General features: G+C 45.9%; 18 protein-coding genes. 13 read left to right on the top strand and 5 right to left on the bottom strand.

Features of this window, described 5'->3' with window-relative positions; translation table 11 throughout:
* Positions 1 to 7: 7 nt before the first annotated feature.
* From malQ to RTR76_RS08710, 13 genes are all read left to right on the top strand, one after another.
* Positions 8 to 3,475 (top strand): 4-alpha-glucanotransferase, encoded by a 3,468-nt coding sequence (malQ, locus tag RTR76_RS08770; RefSeq protein WP_312519348.1) that lies wholly within the window; start codon positions 8 to 10, stop codon positions 3,473 to 3,475.
* Between the two features lie 39 nt (positions 3,476 to 3,514).
* Positions 3,515 to 5,356 (top strand): APC family permease, encoded by a 1,842-nt coding sequence (locus RTR76_RS08765; RefSeq protein WP_312519345.1) that lies wholly within the window; start codon positions 3,515 to 3,517, stop codon positions 5,354 to 5,356.
* A gap of 171 nt (positions 5,357 to 5,527) precedes the next feature.
* Positions 5,528 to 5,962 (top strand): Rrf2 family transcriptional regulator, encoded by a 435-nt coding sequence (locus RTR76_RS08760; protein ID WP_312519343.1) that lies wholly within the window; start codon positions 5,528 to 5,530, stop codon positions 5,960 to 5,962.
* Positions 5,963 to 6,052: 90 nt separating this feature from the next.
* Complete coding sequence (locus RTR76_RS08755) at positions 6,053 to 7,435, top strand: cytochrome ubiquinol oxidase subunit I (protein ID WP_312519341.1); 1,383 nt, start codon at positions 6,053 to 6,055, stop codon at positions 7,433 to 7,435.
* Positions 7,426 to 8,430: a cytochrome d ubiquinol oxidase subunit II gene (gene cydB / locus RTR76_RS08750; protein ID WP_312519338.1), complete on the top strand. Its 1,005-nt coding sequence runs from the start codon at positions 7,426 to 7,428 to the stop codon at positions 8,428 to 8,430. Before RTR76_RS08755 ends, cydB begins: the two co-directional genes overlap by 10 nt.
* Positions 8,431 to 8,448: 18 nt before the next feature.
* Positions 8,449 to 10,173 carry a thiol reductant ABC exporter subunit CydD gene (gene cydD, locus RTR76_RS08745; RefSeq protein WP_312519335.1) on the top strand — a complete coding sequence of 575 codons (1,725 nt, stop codon included), beginning with the start codon at positions 8,449 to 8,451 and terminating at the stop codon, positions 10,171 to 10,173.
* Entirely contained in the window at positions 10,170 to 11,894 is a 1,725-nt protein-coding gene (cydC, locus tag RTR76_RS08740) for a thiol reductant ABC exporter subunit CydC (RefSeq protein WP_312519332.1), read from the top strand. The genes cydD and cydC overlap by 4 nt, the downstream gene beginning before the upstream one ends.
* Positions 11,895 to 12,190: 296 nt before the next feature.
* Positions 12,191 to 12,523, top strand: a complete 333-nt coding sequence (locus RTR76_RS08735; protein ID WP_312519329.1) for a YtxH domain-containing protein — start codon at positions 12,191 to 12,193, stop codon at positions 12,521 to 12,523.
* An 85-nt stretch (positions 12,524 to 12,608) separates the two neighbouring features.
* Positions 12,609 to 12,968, top strand: a complete 360-nt coding sequence (locus RTR76_RS08730) for a hypothetical protein (protein WP_312519326.1) — start codon at positions 12,609 to 12,611, stop codon at positions 12,966 to 12,968.
* Between the two features lie 78 nt (positions 12,969 to 13,046).
* Entirely contained in the window at positions 13,047 to 13,397 is a 351-nt protein-coding gene (locus RTR76_RS08725) for an ASCH domain-containing protein (protein WP_312519323.1), read from the top strand.
* 307 nt (positions 13,398 to 13,704) lie between these two features.
* Entirely contained in the window at positions 13,705 to 15,738 is a 2,034-nt protein-coding gene (locus RTR76_RS08720) for a methyl-accepting chemotaxis protein (RefSeq protein WP_312519321.1), read from the top strand.
* A 182-nt stretch (positions 15,739 to 15,920) separates the two neighbouring features.
* Positions 15,921 to 16,472 carry a gamma-glutamylcyclotransferase family protein gene (locus RTR76_RS08715; RefSeq protein ID WP_312519318.1) on the top strand — a complete coding sequence of 184 codons (552 nt, stop codon included), beginning with the start codon at positions 15,921 to 15,923 and terminating at the stop codon, positions 16,470 to 16,472.
* 245 nt (positions 16,473 to 16,717) lie between these two features.
* Positions 16,718 to 18,145 (top strand): sodium:solute symporter family protein, encoded by a 1,428-nt coding sequence (locus tag RTR76_RS08710; RefSeq protein ID WP_312519315.1) that lies wholly within the window; start codon positions 16,718 to 16,720, stop codon positions 18,143 to 18,145.
* Between the two features lie 51 nt (positions 18,146 to 18,196).
* Here RTR76_RS08710 and RTR76_RS08705 read toward each other — a convergent pair whose 3' ends face one another.
* The 5 genes from RTR76_RS08705 to RTR76_RS08685 are packed head-to-tail and all read right to left on the bottom strand — an operon-like array spanning position 18,197 to position 25,380.
* On the bottom strand, positions 18,197 to 18,613 hold the full coding sequence (locus RTR76_RS08705; protein ID WP_312519313.1) for an OsmC family protein: 417 nt from the start codon (positions 18,611 to 18,613) through the stop codon (positions 18,197 to 18,199).
* 30 nt (positions 18,614 to 18,643) lie between these two features.
* Entirely contained in the window at positions 18,644 to 20,197 is a 1,554-nt protein-coding gene (locus RTR76_RS08700; RefSeq protein ID WP_312519311.1) for a glycosyltransferase, read from the bottom strand.
* A complete protein-coding gene (locus RTR76_RS08695; protein WP_312519308.1) occupies positions 20,166 to 21,692 on the bottom strand; it encodes a glycosyltransferase in 1,527 nt (508 codons plus the stop codon). The genes RTR76_RS08700 and RTR76_RS08695 overlap by 32 nt, the downstream gene beginning before the upstream one ends.
* Entirely contained in the window at positions 21,689 to 23,413 is a 1,725-nt protein-coding gene (locus RTR76_RS08690; protein WP_312519305.1) for a glycosyltransferase, read from the bottom strand. Before RTR76_RS08690 ends, RTR76_RS08695 begins: the two co-directional genes overlap by 4 nt.
* Entirely contained in the window at positions 23,410 to 25,380 is a 1,971-nt protein-coding gene (locus RTR76_RS08685) for a glycosyltransferase (RefSeq protein WP_312519302.1), read from the bottom strand. Before RTR76_RS08685 ends, RTR76_RS08690 begins: the two co-directional genes overlap by 4 nt.
* Positions 25,381 to 25,506: the final 126 nt, after the last annotated feature.

Below are 25,506 nucleotides of genomic sequence, written 5' to 3'. Positions count from 1 at the left end.
TGATGATATGAAACAGGATTGGCTCATCCATAATTCACAGTTGCCAGATTTTCGCAGCCCCTTTGGGGCTGTTTCTTGTCATAGTGCAGTAGTAATAGCGTTAGCTGTGGCGGCGGGCAGTCAGCCTGTCCAGGTGACACTGCGCCTATGGCATAATGATCATGAAGAGAAGATACCGATGACTGCGACTGTTGTGAAAAACGGCAACCTGTATTATCAGGCAACAGTTACGGCACCTGAACAGCCGGGATGGATATGGTATTATTTTATTGTTGAAGGTTCTGATCGTGTATGGTTTTATGGAAATAATCAAGAACAGCTTGGCGGTATAGGGCAGATAAGCCTCGATGTTCCGCCATCCTATCAAATTACCGTCTATGAGCAAGGCCTGTCCACACCGGCCTGGTTTAAAGATACAATTATCTATCAGATTTTTGTTGATCGTTTTGCGAATGGAAACGCTGATAAGAGGGTAGAACATACACCTAAGGGTAGTGTTCTCCATACGCACTGGGATAACAATCCCGTTTATGTGCGTGATATGCAGACCGGCAGTATTTTGTCCTATGACTTTTTTGGCGGAAATTTAGCAGGCGTCATTGAGAAATTACCGTATTTGCAGCAATTAGGGATTGGTGTCATTTATTTCAACCCCATATTTCAGGCACCTAGTAATCATAAATACGATACGGCAGATTATAAAACTGTGGATGCTCAATTTGGTGACAATGAACTGTTCCGGGTTCTGTGTGCCAAGGCCGCAGAGGCAGGAATTGCCGTTATTCTTGACGGTGTTTTCAGTCATACCGGCAGTGACAGCATTTATTTTAACCGGAGTGGTGCTTATCCCGCTGTGGGTGCTTACCAATCTACCAATTCTCCTTATTACAGCTGGTACCGGTTTAAGCGGTGGCCTGATGATTATGAAAGCTGGTGGGGGATTGAGACATTACCAAATGTGGAAGAACTGGATTCCTCCTATCAACAGTTTATTATTGAGGATAAGGGAAGCGTAGTTGAGCAGTGGTCCGTACTCGGCGCAAAAGGGTGGCGGCTGGATGTAGCTGATGAATTGCCTGATGCGTTTATTATGAATTTTCGCCGGAAGCTAAAACAGCTTGATCCGGAAGCGATCCTGATCGGTGAAGTATGGGAGGATGCTTCCCGCAAAGAAAGCTATGGAAAGCTTAGGCCTTATTTGCTGGGGCGGGAGCTGGACTCAGTCATGAACTACCCTTTCCGCAGGATTGTACTTGATTTTCTACTGGGCAATAAGACGGCTGGCGATACCTGGCAGGCCCTGCTGTCACTGCGGGAGAATTATCCTAAGCATCATTTTTATTCGTTGATGAATTTGATTGGCAGCCATGATGTACCACGTATAGTAACACTGCTGGGAGATGAAGAGTTTGGGGTGCCGCTGACTACGGCCCAGCAGGCCGCAAAACGGCTTACGCCCAGTCAATACAAAAAGGCATCAGCCCGTCTAAAAGCGGCAGTATTATGGCAAATGACATTTCCCGGCGTACCTTCTATTTATTATGGTGATGAAGCAGGTCTGGAAGGCTACGCTGATCCGCTAAACCGGCGTGCCTTTCCCTGGGGAAGAGAAGACCGCGAACTGCTCACGTGGGTTTGTCAGTTAACCAAATTGCGCAATGCCCATGCTGTATTGCGTACCGGTGACTGGATTCCCCTTGCGGTGCAGGATGATGTGCTGGCTTATATGCGGGTAATATCCGGAAATAGAGATGTTTTTCAGCAGGAACGGGATGATAATTCAGCGCTGGTGCTGATTAACCGCAGTGATCATCCTGTCATGGCTGCCGTTGACATTAGTCGGTGGGCCCGGAGCCGCATGCTTTATGATATGATGAATGATGAAGCTGAAGTAGCGGTGGGTGACGGCATCTGCTCCGTAGAACTTCCACCGTACGGCAGTAAGGTTTTCCTTGAAAAACTATATACTGGTGATAAGACCAGCGGAGTGCTGCTTCATCCTACTTCATTGCCATCTGCATATGGTATTGGGGACTTTGGTCCTGAAGCATACCGGTTTATTGATTTTCTTGGTGCAGCAGGACAGAGGCTGTGGCAAATACTGCCGCTCACTCCTGTTGGCTTCGGGGACTCACCATATGCGGCATTATCTGCCTTTGCAGGCAACTGGCTGTTACTATCGCCTGAGCAGCTGCTTATCGAAGGTTTGCTGACCGCTCCGGCTGTTGCTGAGCTGGCTGCTTCATTTGCTGACAGCAGTGCTCATTCTGTTGACTATGAAAAAGTGAAGACCGAAAAAGAGGCCTTGTTTCGTCAGGCATTTGCTGCTTTCAGGGGGCAGGCTGAACCAGCTGCGTACCGGGAATTCTGCCTGGAGAATAAGGGGTGGCTGCCTGATTATGCACTATTCATGGCAGCTAGCAGGCATTATGGGGGCTTGCCCTGGAATGAATGGGACCCTGCCCTGGCAAGCAGGGAAGAAGCTGCTATGGCCCGGTATGGGGAGTTTCTATTCGAAGAGGTTGACTTTCATTGCTTCTTGCAATATGTGTTTTACCGGCAATGGCAGGCTGTGAAACAATATGCAAACAAAAAAGGCATTCAGATAGTCGGTGATATGCCGATCTTTGTTGCTCATAACTCGAGTGATGTCTGGTCCAACCAACGGCTCTTTGAACTGGGAGAGGACGGCAATCCCCTTGTGGTGGCCGGTGTTCCCCCCGATTATTTTTCCGAGACAGGGCAGCTTTGGGGTAATCCTCTCTTCCGCTGGAATGTAATGGAACAAGACGATTACCGCTGGTGGCGGGAACGATTTGCCTGTCTGCTTCATCAGGTTGATGTGATCCGGCTCGATCATTTTCGCGGTTTTGAGTCGTATTGGGAGATTGGAGCAGAAGAAAAAACAGCTGTTAATGGCCGCTGGGTCAAAGGCCCTGGAGCAGCATTCTTTTCTGCGCTTGAAAAATACCTGGGGACGGTAAACATTATCGCAGAGGATTTGGGGATAATTACCCAGCAGGTAATTGATTTAAAGAACGCCTTTTCTTTTCCGGGCATGCAGGTACTGCATTTTTCTTTTACCTGTGGGTTGGATGGACAGTACCAGCCGCTCGGAATCGAGTATAACACCGTTTTATATACCGGGACGCATGACAATAATACTACTGTGGGCTGGTACCGGGAAGAAGAGGCAGCTAATAGCGATAACCAAAGTTGTGTACACAAATATTTAGGGTTAACCGGATTGCCAACTAATGAAGAGTTATGCTGGCGAATGATCGAATTGGCTTATCAGTCACGGGCCAAAACAGTTATTATTCCCATGCAGGATCTACTTGCGCTGGATGCTTCGGCGCGCATGAATTTTCCAGGAACGGTCGGCGGCCAAAATTGGCGTTGGCGCTGCAGTTCCGATTACGCTGCCAACCTGATAGCCCCTTTGACAGAATTAGTACAAAAATATCACCGTTAAGTCAGTTGCTTACGGCGAATAAACAGCAGGTGTTAGAGCATGTTTGGTCATATTCATCGCTTTCTAATCGGCAGACCCTTACGAACGGAAGAGGCAGCAGGAGAGCGGCTGCCTAAGTGGAAAGCGCTATCGATTTTTTCTTCCGATGCGCTATCTTCAATTGGCTATGGACCGGAACAAATTGTCGTCACTTTAGTATATTCGGGCCTGTTGGTCTATGGCTATTTTGGCTATGCCTCTATTGCGGTAGTCGCTCTTTTGGCTGTTGTTACCCTGTCCTATGCCCAGGTTGCCCGGGCGAATCCCGGCGGTGGAGGGTCTTATTCCATTGCGATGCAAAATTTAGGTGAGCGCTGGGCGCTAATTGCGGGAGCCGCGCTGTTTGCCGATTATGTGCTGACGGTTGCTGTTAGTATTTCTTCGGGAACGCAGGCCTTGATTTCCGCGTTTCCTGCGCTTATCGGTAAAGAAATTACAATTGATTTACTCATTCTCTTCGGTATCTTAATGCTAGTTAACTTGCGGGGAATTCGTGAATCATCCAACATTTTTGTTTGGCCTACCTACTTTTTTATTGCCGGCATCGTATCGATGATTGGCACCGGGATATACAATGCGCTAACCGGAGAGGCTCCGTTACTTGCTCCTCAGTCCCTGGTTAAACAGCAGGCAGACTGGGCTGTTATCATTTTGGCCTTGCGGGCTTTTGCCAATGGCTGCAGCTCTATGACCGGTGTGGAGGCAATTTCCAATGGTGTACCCATGTTTCGCAAGCCAGAGGTATCGAATGCCATCAAAACGACATATCTCATGTCGGCACTGCTAGGCATAATGATTCTCGGAATTTCCTTTTTGTTTATGCATTATCATTTGCTGCCACGGGAAAATGTCACAATGCTGTCACTGCTTGCAGAGCATGTCTTTGGGCGGGGCTGGGGGTACTACTACATCCAGATCACCACGATGCTTATCCTTTATCTAGCCGCCAATACTTCCTATAATGGGTTACCGCCGCTTCTATCGATTATGGCAAGGGATTCTTATGTACCCCGCTATCTGGGGGCGAAGGGAGAACGGCTGGGATATTCCAATGGCATTCTGCTGCTCAGCCTGATTGCCGGTGCGCTGATTATTGTGTTCCATGGAAACGTCGAGCACTTAATTTCGCTGTATGCCATCGGGGTTTTTCTGTCGTTTACAATTGCCCAGGCAAGCCTGGTTATCAAGTGGACGAAAGAGCGGGAGAAAGGCTGGATTTCCCGAACAGCCATAAATGGCTTTGGTGCCTGTATAACCGGGATTGTTGTTATCATCATCGGGGTCACGAAATTCTTTCATGGAGCTTGGCTGGTTATGGTTTTTATACCGGCAATGATTTATACCTTTAAAAAAATTCATCAACATTACCTGAATACGGCTGAACAGTTATATCTGTCACCTGAGGACTTTTCCGAACATCTTGCTGCCGGTCCGGTAAAAAGCCTGATTATTGTGCCTGTCTCCGGCATCACCAGGGTGTTGGCAGAATCTCTCCGTTATGCGCAGTCAATGGGAGGCGATGTAATTGCCCTGCACATTTATACGGATGAACAGGAACGGATAAAATTCGAGGAAAAATGGCACAATTTTAACCTCGGAATTGAAATGCATGTGGTGTATTCACCTTACCGGTCTATCGTTCAGCCCGTGTTGGGATATGTGAGTGAACTGGAAATGCATAAGTCGATTTATGATTATATTACAATTGTCATTCCCGAATTTGAGACAAAAAAATGGTGGCACCGTTTTTTGCATAATCAGACGGGATGGATACTCAGAACGTTGTTAATTTTACGGGAAAACGTGGTTGTTTCCACTTTGCCCTATCATTTTAAACGGTAAAAATAAGTGTCGGCGGGGGAGGTTCCGCTGACACTTATTTTTACCGTTTAAATTTTCTGAGTATTCCTGTATTTTAGACTGGAAAGCGTTGACAGTGAAAAAAGGCAGTGCTAAAATTAAAATAAAACTATACCATTATAGTATAGTTTCTAATGAAGGAGGATGCCGGCGTTGCAATTTAATCAAGCTACTGATTATGCGTTTCGGGTAGTACTTCATTTATCCTGCCTGCCGCATGGAGTAATCGTCAATGGCCAGACGCTGGCGGAAAAAGAGAATGTTCCTCAGCGGTTTTTATTGAAAATTATGCGGTCATTAACAGCCGCCGGGATCATAAAATCATATCGTGGCGTAGACGGCGGTTTTGCTTTAGCGCAAAAGTCAGCCCGCATTACGCTGCTCGCAGTAATTGAGGCGATTGAAGGTCAGGTAGCTGTACACCGCTGCCTGGTTGAACGGGATGCATGCACCAATTTTTGTGTGCACGAATGCCCCGTCCATCATGCCTTAGCCAAAGTTCAGGAGCAATTGGTAATGTCATTGGGCAATATAAATTTTGCCGAACTAGCTTTGAAAAAAGGGGGAGTTACCAGCTGTGCACAGTAATCGGTTAATTTAGGTAATACCTTGTCAGTTCTAAAACGGTAGGATTAGATCTGACAAGGTACTAAAAGACTATGAGGAGGGAAAACACAAATGGGTGAAGCCTTTTTAGCGCGCTGGCAGTTTGGCCTGACGTCGACTTATCATTGGTTGTTTGTGCCGCTCACTTTAGGGTTGACAGTCTTTATTGCAATTATGGAAGTTATATATGTACGCACCGGCAATGAAATGTATAAGAAGATGGCTCAATTCTGGGGTAAGCTTTTTTTAATCAATTTTGCAATGGGTGTAGTTACTGGTATTGTCCAGGAATTTCATTTCGGCATGAACTGGTCAGAATACTCCCGTTTTATGGGCGACATCTTTGGTGCCCCCCTGGCTCTGGAAGCATTAACAGCCTTTTTCCTGGAATCGACATTTATCGGTGTCTGGATATTTGGCTGGGACCGCCTGTCTCCAAAGCTGCATGCAACAGCTGCCTGCCTGGTTGCTTTCGGCACTAATCTATCTGCGTTTTGGATTTTAGTGGCTAACTCCTTTATGCAGCATCCTGTAGGCTTTGCTCTTCGTAATGGCCGTGCTGAAATGACTGATTTTGGTGCGCTGCTAACAAATGGATATGTGGTTCATCAATTTCCCCATGTCGTTTTAGCGGGACTTACTACAGCCGGAGCATTTATTGCGGCCATTAGTGCCTGGCAGCTGCTGCGGAAAAATCAAGTCGACTTCTTTCATATGTCCCTGAAGTCCGGTGTTGCCTTAATGGTGATTGGTGCTGTTTTAGTAGCCGGTGTAGGACATTTACAAGCGCGATACATTGCTAAAGTTCAGCCCATGAAGCTGGCCGCTGCGGAAGCGCTGTGGGAGACATCTAACTCTGCTCCTTTTTCTTTGTTTGCAGCCATTAATGAAGAAAAGCAAAGTAATGCAATGGAGCTGGCTGTACCCGGTGCACTTTCTTTCCTGGTTTATGATTCTTTTCAGGGGAAGATTCAGGGGATAAAAGATTTGCAGCAGCAAATGGTCCAAAAATATGGCCCCGGCGATTACATTCCTCCGGTCACTCCGATATTCTGGAGTTTTCGGCTGATGGTTATTTCTGGTATGTGGATGATTGGAATTGGTCTGCTAAGCTGGTGGCTGGTAAGGCGGAATCAATTGACCGGCAATACGCTTGTACTGAAAGCACTTTTTTGGACGCTGCCTGTTTCCTATATAGCTAATGCAACCGGCTGGTATATGGCGGAGGCTGGACGTCAACCCTGGCTGGTAGTCGGGCTCCAGACAACTTACCAGGGAGTCTCGCCGAACGTAACAGCTGCCGAGATATGGACTACTATGGTCGGGTTTACTCTTGTTTATGCTGGTATAGCAGCGGCAGCAGTATATCTTGCTAAAAAAGTAATTGTAAAAGGAGTGGCCGATCAACGGCCAACGGAGATTGGTGTGGCAAAGGGGGCGACATTATGGAGTTAACCGTATTGTGGTTTATCCTTGTAACTGTTCTGTTTATTGGCTTCTTTTTTCTGGAAGGCTTTGATTATGGTGTTGGTATATTGCTGCGCTTTCTTGGCCGCACCGATACTGAGCGGCGGATGATTATTAATACTATTGGCCCAGTATGGGATGGTAATGAAGTATGGATGATTACAGCAGGAGGCGCCTTATTCGCCGCTTTTCCTCATGTATATGCCACGCTGTTCAGCGGCTTTTATCTGGCCTTGTTTCTTATGCTTGTGGCGTTGATTCTCAGAGGGGTAGCTTTTGAATTCCGCAGCAAAGATGAGCATCCGGCTTGGCGCAATGCCTGGGATTGGTGTATTTTCTTCGGCAGTGCCGTGCCAGCCATTTTATGGGGCGTTACGGTGTGCAATTTAATAAAGGGTGTTCCCATTAATGCTAATATGATTTATGTGGGATCTTTCTTTGATTTGCTCAGCCCGTACACGCTGACAGGAGGCATCGCGTTTTTTCTGGTCTTTACTTTTCATGGTGCGCTGTACCTGTCTCTTAAGATTGCCGGTGAATTGGCTGAAAGGGCCAGAAAGACCGCTCTCAGGGTCGGAATGCTGACAGCTGTTGTCTGTCTGGCGCTGGTTGGTCTTACTTACACAAATACGGATCTTTTTGCCAGCACTGGAGCGGGTATCAGCCTTTGGGGAGCAATAGCAGCTTTTGTCACGTCTTATATTCTGACTAAGCTGAAGCGGGTCGGCTGGGGGTTTGTTTTCAGCAGTCTGACAGTTGTTTTGACTACTGTAGCCTTTTTCTGGGGGCTTTTCCCTCGCTTAATGGTATCCAGTCTGAATACGGCCTGGGATCTAACAATTATGAATGCTGCATCTTCGCCTTATACGCTACAGTTAATGAGTATTGCAGCGTTTATATTTGTACCTGTAGTGCTGGTATATCAAGGCTGGACATATTGGATTTTTCGCAAGCGGGTAACAGCCAAACATCTTGAATATTAGAGGCTGCCGGGAGTTATTATGCTGCATAAACAATTATTGGCCGAGGCAATCAGCAAGAGCCGCCTGTTAGCACTTATAACAGCTGTTAACAGCTGCGGCGGCTTGCTGACAGTGCTTCAGGCCTATTATCTTGCTTTGAGTATAAATGCTGTATTCTTGGAAGGGGCGGCGGTATCGGCCATAACAAACTGGCTGGCAATACTGGCAGCGGTTATCCTTTGCCGGTCAATTGTCGTCTGGTGGGGTGATATACTGGCACACCGTCTGGCGCTCACTATTCAGACAGAGTTGCGCCAGCGGCTGCTGCAGCATTTGCTGGCCTTAGGGCCGGTGATGGTAAGCAGGCAGCCAAGCGGCAGCATGGTTAACTTACTTACTGAGGGCATTGAAAATCTTGAGCCTTATTTTGCCCGTTATCTGCCCCAAATCATTACATCAGCGCTAATCCCTCTCTTCATTTTGTTGTTTGTATTTTATCAGGATATGATAGCGGCGCTTTTACTTTTGCTTACAGCGCCGCTTATTCCGTTTTTTATGGTGTTAATTGGCAAAGCGGCAGAAAAACTGAATAAAAAGCAATGGGAGAAGCTGTCTTATTTAAGTAGTCACTTTCTCGACGTTTTGCAGGGGCTTACTACACTGAAAGTATTTGGCCGCAGCAAAGAGCAAGCCGCTGTTATTGCCCGTATGTCTGATGACTTCCGGGATACAACGCTGCAGGTTCTGAGGGTAGCATTTTTATCTGCGCTTGCGCTGGAGCTGATTGCAACGATCAGTACGGCATTGGTAGCTGTCACGGTAGGTCTTAAGCTATTGTTTGGCGATCTTGTCTTTACGCAGGCGTTTTTTGTTTTGCTGCTGGCTCCAGAATATTATTTGCCGCTTAGATTATTGGGGACTCATTTTCATGCCGGGATGGCCGGAGCAGCGGCGGCGGAACAGATCTATCGCATATTGGCTATCCCTGTATTGTCTGCGGGGGGGCCTCAAGAACCGTTTCCCCGGCAAAGCAGTATTAGCCTCTCTTTTGACAGCGTGTCTTATTCCTATCAGACAAGTGGAGAATGGGCGCTGAAGGGACTAGAATTTGCAATTCGATCTGGTGAACGGGTAGCAGTGGTTGGTGAAAGCGGAGCAGGAAAAACGACCATTGCAAACTTGCTGCTGCGCTTTATCCGCCCTAATGCGGGAGCGATTAAGATCAATGACCGGCTGCTTGACGAGCTAAGCTGTGAGGATTGGCTGCGGCACGTGGCTTATGTACCGCAAGCACCACATCTTTTTTCCGGCACAATAGCAGACAATATTGCCTTTGGCGGCAGCTACAGCCGGGAAGCTGTAGCTGAAGCGGCTAAGCAAGCGGGAGCTCATGCATTTATTGAACAATTGCCGCAAGGCTACCAAACGATAGTAGGCGAAGGGGGGCGCAGTTTGTCGGGCGGCGAGCGTCAGCGTCTGGCCATTGCCAGAGCCTTTTTGCTTGATGCTCCTCTCATACTGCTTGATGAGGCCACAGCCAGTCTTGATCCTTATAGTGAGAATGTGATCAGCATAGCACTCGAAAAACTGTTCCAGGGTAGAACGGTCATTATTATTGCTCACCGCTTGAGTACGATATCCCGGGCTGACCGGATTATTGTGCTGGAACAAGGACAAGTAGCTGAAATAGGTAAACATGATGAGCTGATAAAGCGGGACGGGGTGTATTCCCGCCTGGTAACAGCCTTCCGGGGTGTCCAATGATAATCAAAAAATTGCTAAAGCTAGTAGCACCTGCTGCTCCGTCGATGGGATTGGCGCTATTGTGTACAATATTGACGGTAACTGCTAATATTGGCCTTTTGGCAACTTCAGCGCTGCTGATTGCAAGTGCCGCTTTGCATCCTCCGCTGGCTGCACTGGCTGTAGCCATAACGGGTGTTCGTTTTTTTGGCATCAGCCGGGCAGTATTTCGCTATGCAGAGCGCTATATTGCACATAGTGCCACCTTTCAAATACTGGCATCGTTACGGGTTTGGTTTTACTCCTGCCTGGAACCGCTTGCTCCCGCACGGCTTGGACACTACAAAAGCGGTGATTTGCTTAGCCGTCTGACGGCAGATATTGATACATTGCAATATTTTTACTTGCGGGTACTTGGGCCACCGCTTGCAGCACTTGTTATTCTTCTCGCCATGGCCTGGTGGCTGTCCTGCTTTGCGCCGGTACTTAGCCTTCTGCTGGTGGCTGCTTTTGTTCTGGCTGGAGTGGTTGTTCCTTATTGCGTTCGTCAGTCCGGCAAAGCCAGCAGTCCGGCACTATTAGCAGGGCGAGCCAAGCTGAAAGCAGTAGTAGTCGATACACTGGAGGGAATAGCAGAGCTGGCGGCTTTCCGCCAAATCAAGCGGCAGCAAGAGCAGGTGGCCGCTATTGAACGTGAATTAAATCATTGGAAAAGTAAGACAGCAATGGTTGGGGCTCTGACGGAGAGTTTAAACAGCTTGATTATGAATAGTACAGTCTGGGGAGCCTTGGTGCTAACTGCACCGCTGGTTGCCGCCGGGAGGCTGGAAAGCATCTACCTGGCAGTTCTGCTGCTGGCAATCCAAGCCAGTTTTGAAGCCATTCAACCGCTGCCTTTAGCAGCTTATTACCTGGCAGAAAGCATAGCAGCGGCTCAAAGGCTGTTTGCATTGGCCGGGAGTGAGCCGGCTGTACACGACAGCAGTACGGCTGTACCGGTACCAGACAGCTTTGCACTATCCTTTTCACATGTCGATTTTACTTATCCCGGCGAAGTACGGCCTGCACTTCGTGATATTTCCATTTCACTGCCTGCCGGTAAACGATTGGCTATTGTCGGTGCAAATGGTGCGGGTAAGACTACGCTGACCTCGCTGCTGCTGCGGTTCTGGGATTATAAGAATGGAAGCATTCAGCTAGGGGGGCACGAACTGCGGGAGTATCCGGCTGAGGTTGTACGGCGGTATTTCGCTGTTGTCAGTCAGCAGACGCACCTGTTTCATGCTTCTATTGCCGATAATATTCGTTTGGCCAGACCTGAAGCTGTTCAGGAGGAAGTGATAGCAGCGGCTCAGTATGCCGCGATCCATGAATTTATTCATGCTCTTCCTCAAGGCTATGAAAGCCTGGCAGGCAATAATGGTAAGGCAATCAGCGGTGGGCAGCGTCAGCGCCTATCGATTGCGCGCGCCTTACTCAAAAATGCTCCGATTTTGATTTTGGACGAGCCGACAGTCGGACTTGATGCTGTTACCGCACAGGAAGTGATGGCGGTTATTGCTGACCTGATGAAAGGCCGTACTACGATTTTGGTTACGCACACACTGACCGGACTCCAACTGATGGATGAGATCATAGTGCTTGATCAGGGGCAGATTGTTGAGCAAGGTACGTTTGAGCAGCTTTTGATAATGGAGGGCTTATTCTATCAGATGTGGCGATTGCAGCAGGATATCATATAGACCGCTTTGGCGGTCTCAGGCCGTCGATAAAGCCCCATCTGCGTTGTCAGGCCTGCGGGAGCTCGCTCGTCGTACCCAAGCTGTACTGTCTTCGCTCGCTTCCTCGGCCTTCCTAGCATCTGGGACTTTCTCAACGGCCTGGGAACGAGGTTTTACAACAAACTGAGACCGCTTTGGCGGTCTTTGTTTTTTACAAGAAAAATAAGAAAAATTGTAAATTGGACAAGGAGTTTTTCAATATTTGTCGAAAATAATTATCATTAACAAAATGGTAAATTTTACTGGAGGTGGCAGATATGTCCATTCTTGATCTCATTGAAAAAGGTAAAAAAAACCGTGAAAAAAAAGCTCGTGTAAAGACAATAAAAAACACTGCAATTGGTGCTGCCATCGGGGTGACCGTCGGAGCGGCCGCCGGTGTCCTGTTAGCGCCTAAGTCAGGTAAAGAGACTCGAGAAGATATTGCGGTAACTGCAAGAGAATTACCGGAAAAAGCAAAAGAGTTCGTTGAAAAGGCCCAGGAGAAAATTGAAGAAGCCAAAGCAAAGCTGCAAGACAAAAAAGCAGAAATGAAGGCCGAGTTTTGTGCAACTGAAACAGGTAAAGCAACTGAAAATGTAAAGCTATAAGATCTTTAGAGATAAACAATGAGCGGTCGGGCAGCAATGTTCGGCCGCTCATTTAACAAATTTGATGGCAAAGAAGGGGAAAAGTTTGTATATTTCATTGTATGATTTAGGGTTGTTCTTCTTATTTACGGTTATCATTATCGGCGGAGTTTACTTAATCGCTGTCTTGCACCGCTTGCTCGGATTGCTGGTATATATAAAAGAGATTGTACATATCCATAATAGTGATATTTCTGAGACGCTGACCTTACTGCCGAAGACGTTGGTTAATGTGAGCGAACTTGCAGTAAGTCTTAAACGCGCCGTTGATCAGACCGGCAATGCTGTTGGTGTTCTGCAGAGCGATTTGACCGATACAGTTGATGATTTGCGGGATGGGCTGGAAACAGTTAGTCTATATGCCAAAATCATAACAGAAGTATTTAAATCAGTGTTTTTTAAATGAAAACTACCCCGGAGATAAATACAGGAGTCTTTATTCACGAACCTCTGCTGCTTGCTCCTGTGTGAAAGGAGGACTGCTATGCTGGCGCTTAACTTTTTCTCGGCTCATAATGAAAAGTTATTAGTTTCCCGCCAGAAGAGTGCGACTATTCGCCTAGGTGATATACGGGAAACCTACCCTGAGAATTCAATTGTCTGGATTACTTTTGGCAATAAATACAGCCCAAAGCGGAAAATCTTTGAAGCATTTATTGATAGGACCATTGTTAAGCGATTTGCCGATTTGACTACTCCTGAGCTTCAACATCAAAATCCGGAAATTGCAACAGTGGAAGAGCTAATTCGTATATTTGAAACTGTCTATGAACGGAAGATTTATATGGAAGATACTGTTACCATTATTCATTTTTCAGAGATTATTGTGAAATAAGGGATGTCAGACGTTGCTTAGACCCGCTATTGTAGTATTTATACTACAATAGCGGGTCTTCTTTATGTAGGATTTTGCCTGTATTCTTAGGTACTTAGCCCTATTTATAAGAAAATTCGAAATAAAAGTATCTTTTTTGCATTTACTATGATTTAATAAGAATTGAAGCAAAAAATGTAAAAAAATGCAATAAAATGTTGAAAAATGTATGTTTGTAATAAAGTAGCCCTTTTATTGGCGACTAGCACCTCACCCAATAATAGCTAAAGTGCAGCAAGGATAATCAAACTAATGGAGGTTATAACTCATGCAATTGACAAGCATTCGGGCAAAGCTTCTAGTTAGCTTTTTAACGTTCTTCATCGTTTCTTTTTTTGTTTTGTCGGGGGTCAGTTATTACATATCACAACAAGCATTGACTAAGAGTGTTAACGAAGTAGCAATGTCCGTGGGAAAAGATTATGCGAAGCAAATTAATTATGAAATAAATGATATTGTCGTTCGGTTGGAAGGATTAGCAGCTCTTGAACGTATTCGCGAAGGCAGCGATAAGCAGGCAATTATTGCGGCGTTGGCAGAGGGGAAAAAACGGCTTGATAAGCTAGGGACGGTAGTATTTATCTCACTAGACGGATCGGCAGTTCGATTTGACGGTTCTACCGGACAGCTCGGTGATCGGGATTATTTTAAGCAGGTGCTTGCTACTAGCAAGCCGGTTGTCTCAGAAATGTTAATTTCTCAAGGTACGGGTAAAGTGTCAGTGAATATTGCCGTTCCTGTCATGAATAACGGACGAGTAACAGGCGTAGTGACGGGACCCTTTCCCTTGGAGCTCTTAACAGAAATAGTTAAAGAAGTAAAGTTTTTGGAGACAGGGTATGGACTTGTTGCTGATGACTCTGGTCTGATCCTTGCCCATCCCCGGGCGCCTGAACTTATTGGAAAATTAAATCTGAAAGAGAAGAAAGTTAACCCTGAGCTGAAGTTGGCAGCTGCTGAACTGGATGACCGCTTGGTGGAGTGTTTTAAAATAAGTGCGGAACAAGAGAAACAAGTGCGAGGGCAGTATACTTTTGTGGATGGCATAAAACGGGTTGCTGTTTTTACGCCTATTAATATACCAGGTGGGCAACGATGGGTTATGATGGTAACGGCACCAGCCGTTGAAGCTGAGCGGGAGACATCGACATTGATGTGGACTATGCTTATCATATCTTTAGTATGTGTTGTCATTGCTAGCGTTTTTGTTATTTTTATGAGCAAGAAGTTTGCAAAACCGATTGCGGTAATTCGTGATGAATGTATGCTTTTAACAGAAGGAGACCTTCAAGAACGTAATTTTGCCGTTACCTCTCAGGATGAAATTGGTCAGCTCGCTCATGGATTCCGGGATATGCGTACTAATTTACGCATGCTTGTAACAAGTGTATTATCCCAGTCTCAACAGTTAGCTGCTTCTAGTGAAGAATTAACAGCAAGTGCGCAGCAATCGGCGCAAGCTGCTAACCAAGTGGCAGGTTCAATTACCGAAATCGCCGCTGGCTCTGTCAGGCAGGCTGCTGCTGCCGACTACCTGACCCAAGTGGCGGACGAATTAGCTAAACAGACTGGGCAGATTTCAGCAACGGCACTCGAAGTATCGGAGATTGCCGAAAGCACTTCACAAGAAGCTCAGCAAGGGCGTTTGGCGGTAAATCAGACTATTGAGCAAATGAACAAAATTGGAAAAGGCTCTATACAAATCCAGACTGCAATTGCTGAATTATCTCAAGGATCAAATGAGATTAATGAAATCGTCAATCTGATTTCTACCATAGCAGGTCAGACAAACTTACTTGCACTAAATGCTGCGATAGAAGCAGCTCGGGCTGGTGAACATGGCCGCGGTTTTGCTGTTGTAGCCGAAGAGGTTAGAAAACTGGCAGAACAATCAAATCAAGCCGCTCAACAAATCGGTACACTCATTAAACATAATCAAATTAATATGGAGCAAGCCGTCATTGCTACGCAAGCTGGTGCAGAGGGGATTAAAACCGGTGTTGAGACGGTAAATGATACCGGTAAAGTTTTCACCAAAATTGTTGAGTCTATTTTTCAACTTACTATTCAGATTAAAGAAATTTCTAATGCAATGAATAAAATGGCTGCGGGTAATAAGACACTAGTCGCTTCCATTCAAGAAATTGATAAGGTAAGTAAAGAAAATGCTGCCGAATCGGAGATGGTATCAGCTGCTACCGAAGAGCAGTCCGCATCTATGCAGGAGATCGCTTCATCAAGCCATAGTTTGGCAAAGCTGGCAGGTGAATTACAAGAATCAGTAGCTAAATTTAAGGTTTAATAGATCATACACTATGTTCTTTAATAGAGGCCATAGTGTATGATTGTTTTTATACAAAGGACTGTGTAAACGTTATTGCAATTTAATTTCAGAAACAACTTATTTTTTACTTAAATATGTTACAATTATTGCAGTGCGGTATGTTTAAACTCAAATGAATTGTAAAGGGGTAGATGCATGTTATGAAACAAACCGCTTTGGCACCTTTGTATTTTGCCTATGGCTTTAATCTTAATTTGATGCAAATGCGTCAGAAGTGCTTAAAGGCTCAAGTAGCTGGCATTGCCCGTTTATCAGGCTACAAAATTGGTTTTTATGAGCATACTGTTGTGTGGGATGGAGCAATGGAGACAATCATTCCTGACCCTCAGTCCCAGGTGTGGGGTGTACTTTATGTCTTAAGTGAGAGTGAATGGGAAGAACTAGATTCTCATGAGGATGCCAGGGTAGATGGCTCAGGAGCCTATTTTCACTGTCCCGTGGAAGTAATTGCTGCTGACGGATCTGCTAGGCAAGCAATGGTTTTTCTGAAGGCCCGATTGGGTAAACCCGAACTTCCCGGTACGGAATATATGAATATTTTGCTGCAAGGTGCAGAAGAGCAAGGTCTACCCCCAGAGTATATTACACATTTGAGGCAAATAAGAAGTAAGCCTGCAGCTTATTCGGTACCCAAGCGTCCCTCTTCTGGCAGAAAGCTTATAGCAGCGGGAGATTGCAATAGCTGTGAATAGAGAAAAGGTGTCTCAAAATGGCTTAGCATTTTGAGACACCTTTTGCCATTATATTTGGTAAGTTTAGAGAAGCACTCCTTCCTTAATGCATAATTTACGATGAGGTGCCTAATTTTTGAAAGTAATTGACACATTCGCTATTTCACTGCTATTATTATCATGTAATATTGTAATGTGGTAGTGCATGTAGTGGAAGTTTATGTTTTTTACAAGTAAAGAGAGTGTAGAAAGGTAGGATGGTTATTTTGAGTATTCAGTTAGTCATTATTATTGTGTATATTTGTATTCTGTTTGGTATTAGTATTTATGTAAAACGACGGGCAGAGAGCAGCAGCGGCTTTTTATTTGCAGGCCGTAAGCTGACTACAACTCTGGTGGCAGCTAATATTGCCGGTACGGCTATCGGAGCTGCATCGACTATTGGTGTTGCCGAAAATGCTTTTCAGTTTGGCATTGCTGCAGGCTGGTATAATGTTGCCTGGGCGGCAGGTGCTGTTGTAATGGCACTCGTAGCGGCAGGTAAATACCGGGAGTTGAATTGCACAACCATACCGGAATTGTTTGAACGTTATTATGATAAAAAAGGGCGGGCAATTGCTGTACTAGGTATGATTACTATTCAACTGGTAATTACCTCCCTTCAATACATTGCTGGTGGAGCAATATTGTCGTCTCTGCTGCCTGATATCTTTTCCTTTCAAGGCGGCATGGTAATCAGTGCAATTGTATTTATTGGCACTACTATACTTGGCGGCTTATGGTCGTCAGGGATTTCTAATATTCTCAGTGTGACGCTTATTTATGTAGGTGTGTTAATCAGCACCATTACCATTGTCAATGATCAAGGCGGCATTAACGCCATCGCTGCTTCCTTGCCCTCCAATGTTGACTGGTTTGGTCCCGTAGGGGGTCTTGGTCTGGCAACTATTGTTGGCTGGTTTGCTGTAATGATGACCCAGACGATTACCGCTCAAGGGCCAGTGCAAGTGGCCTGTGCGGCAGTTGATAAAGCTGCTGCGAAAAAAGGGTTTCTGTGGGGAGCCTTGCTTATGTTCCCGGTTGGTTTTTCCTGTGCTATTATGGGGGTGGCTGCGCGGGCGGCACATCCCGAGATGAAAGCAACACTTGCATTGCCGCAAATGATTATGGGACTTGATCCTGTAATATCCGGATTGACACTGGCTGCGCTTTGGGCAGCTGATGTTGCTACAGCTTGTCATATTCTATTGGCTGCGGGAACACTCTTTTCACAGGATATTTACAAGCGCTTTCTTAACCCCGGTATCAGCGATAGGCAGTATACCTTAGTAAACCGTTACGCCATATTGGGCCTCGGGGCTGTAACACTATGGTTTGCCTTTAATGCTGTAGGGATTGTGAAGACGATGCTGATCGGGTTAAGTCTGACAACGGCTTTTACCTTGGTATTCTTGTTTACGATGTTTGCTCCTGGGCTCTGCCGGCGAAATTCAGCTTTTTATACTACGCTGGCCGGTATAGTAACCTTATTTGTATGGCAGGCTTTTCCGCAGGTACAGGTTTTCGCCCATCCGATTTATATGGAGTGGCTGGTTTGTCTGATTACTTTCTTTGTTGTCGCGATTGTTGACAAAGAGCGGATTACTGCTGACGAGACTCACAAGAATGAACAAGAAGCTTGCAATTGCTGCTGATCAATAAAAATCCACCTGGTGCGGTGTGCACCAGGTGGATTTTGTTATTCATCAGGTCATTTCTGAATAGCTGAAGGTAATTGTTTTTTTCATATCCGGATGGAGGCTGTTATACACAGGACATTCTTTGGCAGTAAGCTCAATGATTTTCCGTTCTTTGGCAGTATAGGAATTAGGGGGCAGGATAAATTCAGCAATTAATTCCACGATACGCCGCGGGTTCGTACCCATTACTTTGGTTGTGACTACTTTTGCTCCATCGATATTGAAGCCGTGTGTCTGGGCAGCGAGGCCCATAATGGTCAATACGCAGCTGCCATAAGAAGCAGCTAATAGATCAGTAGGAGAAAAGGCTTCCCCCCGCCCATGGTTATCGATAGGTGCATCGGTAATTAAAGCACTGCCTGACTGGGTATGCACGGCTTCCGTACGCAAGCCGCCCTTGTAGGTAGTTTGTATAGTTGCCAAGAACAATCCCTCCTCGTTGTTGTACAATACTCATAGAGGAGTCTTTCGCTGCTCTCCCGTCTTTTCCTCTGCCGTTTCTGCTTGCCACCGCACTAAATTAGGCTTGGGATCAAGAATAGAGAGATACTGCTCTTTGATTCCGTAGGTACCATGGGGGTCAAGTTTTTTATACCGGTAATATTTATTTAGTCTGTCTGCAGGACGGGACCAGCCCCAATGCTTTACCCGTACCTGGCAGCAGACTTCTTTGCGATCACCGGTATTGAGCGGCAGCCTGCCGCAGTGCAGCGGTGTTTCCTGCCAGGACTGCTCCTGTCCTTCCCGGTATCTCAGTAAAAAAGGACGGTAATAATTGTGAGCTTGCCAAAATACGTCTTCCCGGTAACAAGTCTCATTCCACATATCATAGAGCCGGAAGGAATAACTGTCAGCTTCAGGATTAGCCAGTAAATGAGGCAATGCCGAAATAATTTCGTCGTCAAATATTTCATCAGCATCCAGCACTAATATCCAGTCCGGCCGGGTGGCTGCTGCCAGGTTCCATAGCTGTTTACGCAAAGTAATTTCATTATGAAAGCCGGGCTCGCTGTTAACGACAATTTGGTGCGGCACTGTTGACAAGCTGCGCTTGCACAGGTTTACTGTTTCATCATCGCTCGCGTCATCCAGGATAACGGCCTGATCAATATAGTTAGCAGCATGAAGGAGAACTTTTTCCAAGAAGCGGCCTTCTTCATTTCGTACTACCATTGCCAGTGTCAGGCGAGGTTTTGGTTTGACTGATGAATAATCATATTTAATTTTATGAGCGTTAAGGCCTGATAGCTCCGACTCGCGGTATATGTGATAAGGCGGATAGCAGGTATCGGCATATAGTTCCAATCCCAATACGGCAGCTCTTACACAAAAGTGACGGTCCTCGCCGGTAAGATCCAGGTTATAAACCTTACTAAAAGAGATGCCCGAATCAAGAGCAGTTTTGCTTATCAGGGTACAGGCGCCGAGACCTCCAACTTTGTACACGCCAGGACAATGCAGTTTGCTTAAAAAAATCTGCTGTCCGAGAGCAATTTGTTCGGGACTTAGAGTCTTTTCTGATGTTACCTCATGAAGCCGATATTGCCCGCCAGCCCATACCTGCGGTAAGGGAGGAAAGTTCTGTTCCCATTTTGTCCAATAAACTTCTGATACAATTTTCTTATTCAGGCCTACAAGGTGTGTTATTGTTTGGGGGTGCAGTGCTAAATCTGAGTCAACTAAAAACAGAAAATCCACAGCTTTTTCACGAGCCAGCCCGATAAAATAATCTTTATAAGCTGCTACTTTCCATACAATATCTTCCTGCCAGCAGTGCGTTTGCTCCGTGCAGTGATAGAGCTGAGATTTTGCATTGCCTCGCAGAATCGTGACACAGGGAACCGTATGGGCAAATTCCTGCAAGGCAGGACTAGGATCTTCATGATCATCAATAAAAACATAATCTATATGCAGGTCTGTTTTGTCTAAAGCCGCCAGACATGCAAGAAATTCGTTTAGTATGGCTGGTTTTTGTTTAATCGGGCTGGCGATCATGACTTGCTTCACCGATAAACACCTCCTCCCAAAAATGTACAGGGTTTGCGGGAACTGACTGGCTGATAACAGCTGCTATTAAACGCAGTTGGTGGAGAATACCGACTTCAAGGCTGTGTTGAGCTGCCTGATTACCGCAAAATACAATGAATTCGCCTTGCAGCAGCAGCACTTCGGTGCTGAGCATTAGCAGGGACACCAGCTCTTTGTTCGCAGGAAGCATAGAGGCAGCCAAGGGCTGTAATTGAAGGAACAAGCTGCAAGCTATTGTTAATTTTGCAGGGTCTTTTGTCTTGCAACATTGTAGAAGTTCTAGCGAAATACAGGCTGTGGCCAGTGCAAACTGAATAACTGGCTGACTTGGTGCAGCGAGAGTAAGCGGATATGGCAATAACCCGTCATAAATATCTTCCCAGATACAGGATGAGTTTTCGCCGGCTGCTATCATGAATAGCCGTATCCTGGAATATATTTCCTGTGGTGTTTCTGTAATAGCCGTTAAAAAGTAATGAATAGAGCACCGCTGGCGGCCGGCAAGATAACAAGCGTCTCCCAGCATAGCAGTCAGGCTGCTGCCGGCTGTTAGTTCTCTGCTTTTTTTCAGGGCCGGTTCTAGTATGGCAATGGCTTCTTCATACCGTGCTCTTTGCATTAACCACATACCGAACAGGCAGTAAAAATCACCGTTATCGGGCAGAACATGAATTGCGTTTTTAAACAGGTGCTCAGCTTGCTGATTATGGGGTTGCGACAATTTCACCAGTAATAGAGCTCCTAGCAGCTGCGGCAAATAGCCTTCGGTACCGGTTAACAGAGGAAGCACTTTTTCTAAGCTTTCTCCTGCTTGGTCAAAATCCCTATTCTGCAGGTATTCAATGGCCAGTGAATAGTGAAGAAAGGCATCTTGAGGACTGTTGAGCAGCGCCTTGACAAGTAAATCAGTATTACGCCTGAATTTACATTTAGCTGCCAATTCTGACGGCAGATAGCCGTAATGTTCGATAGTGAAAGGAGAAACGAGCAAGCGGCCAGGCGGTTCTTTACTGAGAATAGAGCCGACAACCTGTTCGTGAATAGCTCCTGTGAAGCGGTAGCAGGAGTTGTTTTTAAATAAACGAACTACCTGGTCTCGTGTAATTTGTCCATTCAGATCAATAAAACTGGTTATGTTGAAATAATATCCTTCAGCGGGATTCGCTGCGATGAAATCCAATAGCTCAGGACGGGTAACCAGGGTAAGTCTTTCATCAGCATCCAATACCAAAATCCACTTACCGTGTGCTTGGCTGATTGCATAGTTGCGGGCTGCTGCAAAATCATCTGCCCATTCAAAGGGGAAAATACGGGCTCCATATTCAGCTGCAATGGTCATGGTCTTATCGGCAGAACCGGTATCTACAAGGATAATCTCGTCAACGAGCTGGCTGGCGCTGGCCAAGCAGCCGGAAAGACAGTGCTCTTCGTTTCTGGCAATGAGACACAGTGATATCTGACAAGAGCCGCTCATCGGAGTAAGTCCCTGCAGGCAGAAAACGTATAGGCTAGATGCTGCTTAAGAGCAGCTTCTTTTTGGTTAAGGTCGTTGATCAGCAGCTCCCAATAGTCTGCTCTGGTGTGTAATAATTCGGTGATTGTGGTTACTATCCGGGCAAAGTCTTTTTGGGAGTTATAGGCGGATCTATTGCGAGTGCAGCGCTCTGCCAAAGCAAGCAAAGCTGCCGCAGCCAGGGGACTAGGCAAGGTAATCAGACGATTGTGAGCAAGCTTTTTATATAGGCCGAAAGCGGCCCAAAATGAATCGCGGCTGCTTTTTCTTCGCCAAAGACCCCATACTCGCTGCCGGGCCTCAGTGAAACGCCCTAATAACAGAAGGGCGGAAATTTCGTCAATAACAATATCAGCAGCAGGTTCGTGATTATTATGACGCAGATCATCTAATGACAGTAAGGCACACTCGGCTTTGCCAGTATAAAACTGACATCTGGCAAGCAATTCAATTGAGGCAGGCAGCCCGCATGCAGACTCTTCCAGACAGGACAGGGCAATATCGGGAAAACCTGCAGTCCAGAATAATTCTGCCATACTTACTGCTATTTCCCTGCAGGCGAAATGGCCTGAGGTGCGCAGAAAATCCAGAACAGCTTCCGCACTCTGGTGTGTTAGTTTTAACAGGATGAGCGGGTATAACGGATAGTAATAGGCATTATTTGCTGCTAACGCCTGCTCATAATAGTGCTGGGCTTCTTTATATAAACCTAATTTTTCGGCACAAAAGCCTAAATGGTAATAGGCAAGATAGCTGTTTGTGCCATCAGTATGGAAAAAGCTGAGAGGTGGTTCAGGGAGCTGCACCGCTGCCTGAAACCACTTTAGAGCAATACCATACTCTTCCTTTAGTTCAAATAAAACACCGCCGTCAAAGAAGAGGTCGCAGTACTCGGAATAATTCTGACTTTCTTCCAGGCAGAGGCACAGGCCTTCGTCGAGTCGCCCGGTGTTTTTATAGCAATGAATGAGATGACGGATAGTAGCAGTACGAAATGCTTCCTGCTGAGAGGGCAGCTGGCTAAGCGCTTGCCGGAATAAGCCGATACTGGTATCAATGCGTCCAAGTCCCAGCCATTCTGTGCCCAGATAGTAATGAAGACAGGGGTCGGCACTGTTTTTCTTCAGTGCATGTTTTAACAGGCGGATATTACGGTTTCTCCGGTGATGCCGCTCAAGTGCCTGGACAGGCGTATGAATGATGACTGGTAGTTGGGCATGCCCGATCTCTGCAGGCGTATCCACTTTGATAAATTCGTGTATGGAGCCATGAAAGCGATAGTAGCTGCGAAATAGTCTGAGAACCATAAAGCGATCATACTCCAGTACGTTATCTTCATTTTTTAAGGCATGAAGAGGCAGATGAAAAGCGGTATGGGCACTGTTGGTAATTAAGGAGCGTAGGCTGGAGGTCTTACTCAATACCTCATCGGCATCCAGTGATAAAACCCATTCGCAGGTAGTGAGAGATAGTGCAAAATTGCGGGCGGCAGCAAAGTCATCGCGCCATTGATAGGAATATACCTGTTGTGTATACTGTCTTGCAATAGATACGGTATCATCTGTTGAGCCTGTATCGACGATAATAATTTCATCGACAGCATCCTTGGCGCTGTTTAGGCAGGCGGACAGATGATCGCCCTCATTTCGGACAATCATAACTAAGGCAAGCCGCTCGGTCATTTGCTTTTTTCCTCCCCTAGCAGCTCGTTAAATATTGGCATATTTGGGTACCTCAGAGCGGCCTCAGTCAAGAGATCCTGACGCATAGCCTGATAAAGTCTTATTAGTTTTACGTAATATTGCGGTTGCCGAGGTTCGATAGACAATGTGCGCCGGTAACAAAGACATGCTTCTTCGGGGCGGTTTTGCTTTGTTAATATTTCCGCCATCTGGTACCAGGCTCCGGCGCTTTCTGCATTTCCTTCCAGCGCTATTTCCGTAAATGTAAGTGAAATATCAAACTCCTGGTAATGACTAAAAATCCGGGCAAAATCCAAGGCGTGTTCCTGTTGGCAGTGTTTATCCAGACGGGCGAGCAGACTTTCCGCCAGCGGTACATTTTTAAGATCCAGTGACCGCAGCACGATGTCTTTGATAAGTGCAATTCCTTCAGTCTGCAGGATTGCTGGAGCATTAGAGATTCGCTTATAAAGAGAATCCTTCAACATAGTGACTACTGCACCAGTATCGGGCGATAGGCCCATTGATAAGAATTCTTCACAGAGTGCACGTACTTTTGTGCGATTATTTTCAAACCAGAAGCATAGTATTTTATTCAGCATTGCCAGAGGGAAATGGGGCTGACCGGGAGGGATTGTATCAAGAATACGAATTGCTTCGATAGTTCTTTTTTGTTGTATCAGGCATATTGCTTTTAATATAGAAGTATAGTCATCTAAAGAGGACGGTTCGATTTTTTCCAAATACTCATAGGCCATACTATAGGCACCTTCGGTGAAGTAAATGGTGCCGATCAATCGCTGGGCTTCCGGTGTACAGAAGTCGCAAAGCTTTTCCATCGTTTCCCTGGTATATTCAGGGTTGCTGCGGGGGTCTAAGATGCGAACAATTGCATATAGGGCAATTGTGAATTCAGCATTATCCTGGATACTAAGCAGGTAAAACCGTAAGGCTTCCTCTTCATTACCAAATGCTTCTGCTAAGAGTCCCACCTGATAATAAGCCCGAAAGCCACGGCTGCCGCTAAAGGGTGCATAATAGGCTGGCTGCTCCGGCATAGCCAGCGCCTGGTGAAACCATTGGTAAGCAGCAGCATAATTTTGTTGTTCGAGTTGAATCAAGCCGCCATAGTAATAGAGATCGGCATAATCGGGAAAAAATTGCAGACCCAGAGTTATTGCCTCTAGCGCCCAGTCATATTTTTGCGCACTATAGTGAGCCAGAGCGATATAACGCAGTAATTTGGGATAGTATACGGTCTTAGGATCGGTGTTATTAGCTGCTTTTGTCAGTTCTTCAGCAGCTTCTGTGAAGCGGTCAGCACGGTACAGTTCTATACCATAATGGTAGCGCAGCATATGATTATCCGGGTTGCTATCCAATTCTTTCTTTATAATAGTCAGATTGCGGACTTTTTTGTTTTTTTCCAGTATCTGCTGGTTTAAATAACCGTAATGCCGAAGAACAATGCCTTCTGCTATTTGAAAGCGGGCTTGGCCGTTTTTTTCGAGGATTACATCGACTATTTGTTCGTGAATCGCTCCCCGAAAGCGATAATCCGGTTTGTTGCGAAACAGGCGGAATACTAAATCCGGTGAGCTTTCTATGCTGCCCTCGGAGCCAATCAAATTGATAATTTTTATAAAGAAGCCTTCCTCTTCGCCTGCAATAACTTGGCGGAGGATTTGTCCGCTTTCCGGTTCCAGTGCCTCGTCGGCATCCAAAAACAGAATCCAATCGCCGGAGGCTGCCTCTAGGGAGGCATTGCGGGCTGCACTAAAATCATCTTGCCATAAAAAGGGAATGACAACTGCTCCATTGTCTTCAGCAACTTTAATCGTCAAATCGGTTGAACCAGTGTCGACTATGATAATTTCGTCTACGAACCCTTTTATGCTAGCTAAACAACGGGTTAAATTTATTTCTTCATTTTTCACAATCATGCACAAACTAATCTTTTTACTCACTTTTCATACCCCATATTGTTTTACTATCAATATATGCACAGGGTATTTTCGTTGTTCAAGGAAAATGGCATTGACATAAAAACTTCCTTCCAGACAGTCACCATAAATAAGCAAAAACATAATCTA

This window comes from Anaerospora sp. (genome assembly GCF_032013335.1).
In the GTDB taxonomy this organism is placed as follows: domain Bacteria; phylum Bacillota; class Negativicutes; order Sporomusales; family DSM-15969; genus Anaerospora.
Note: the sequence above shows the minus strand (reverse complement) of the source record. Positions and strands in the feature narration are given on the sequence as shown.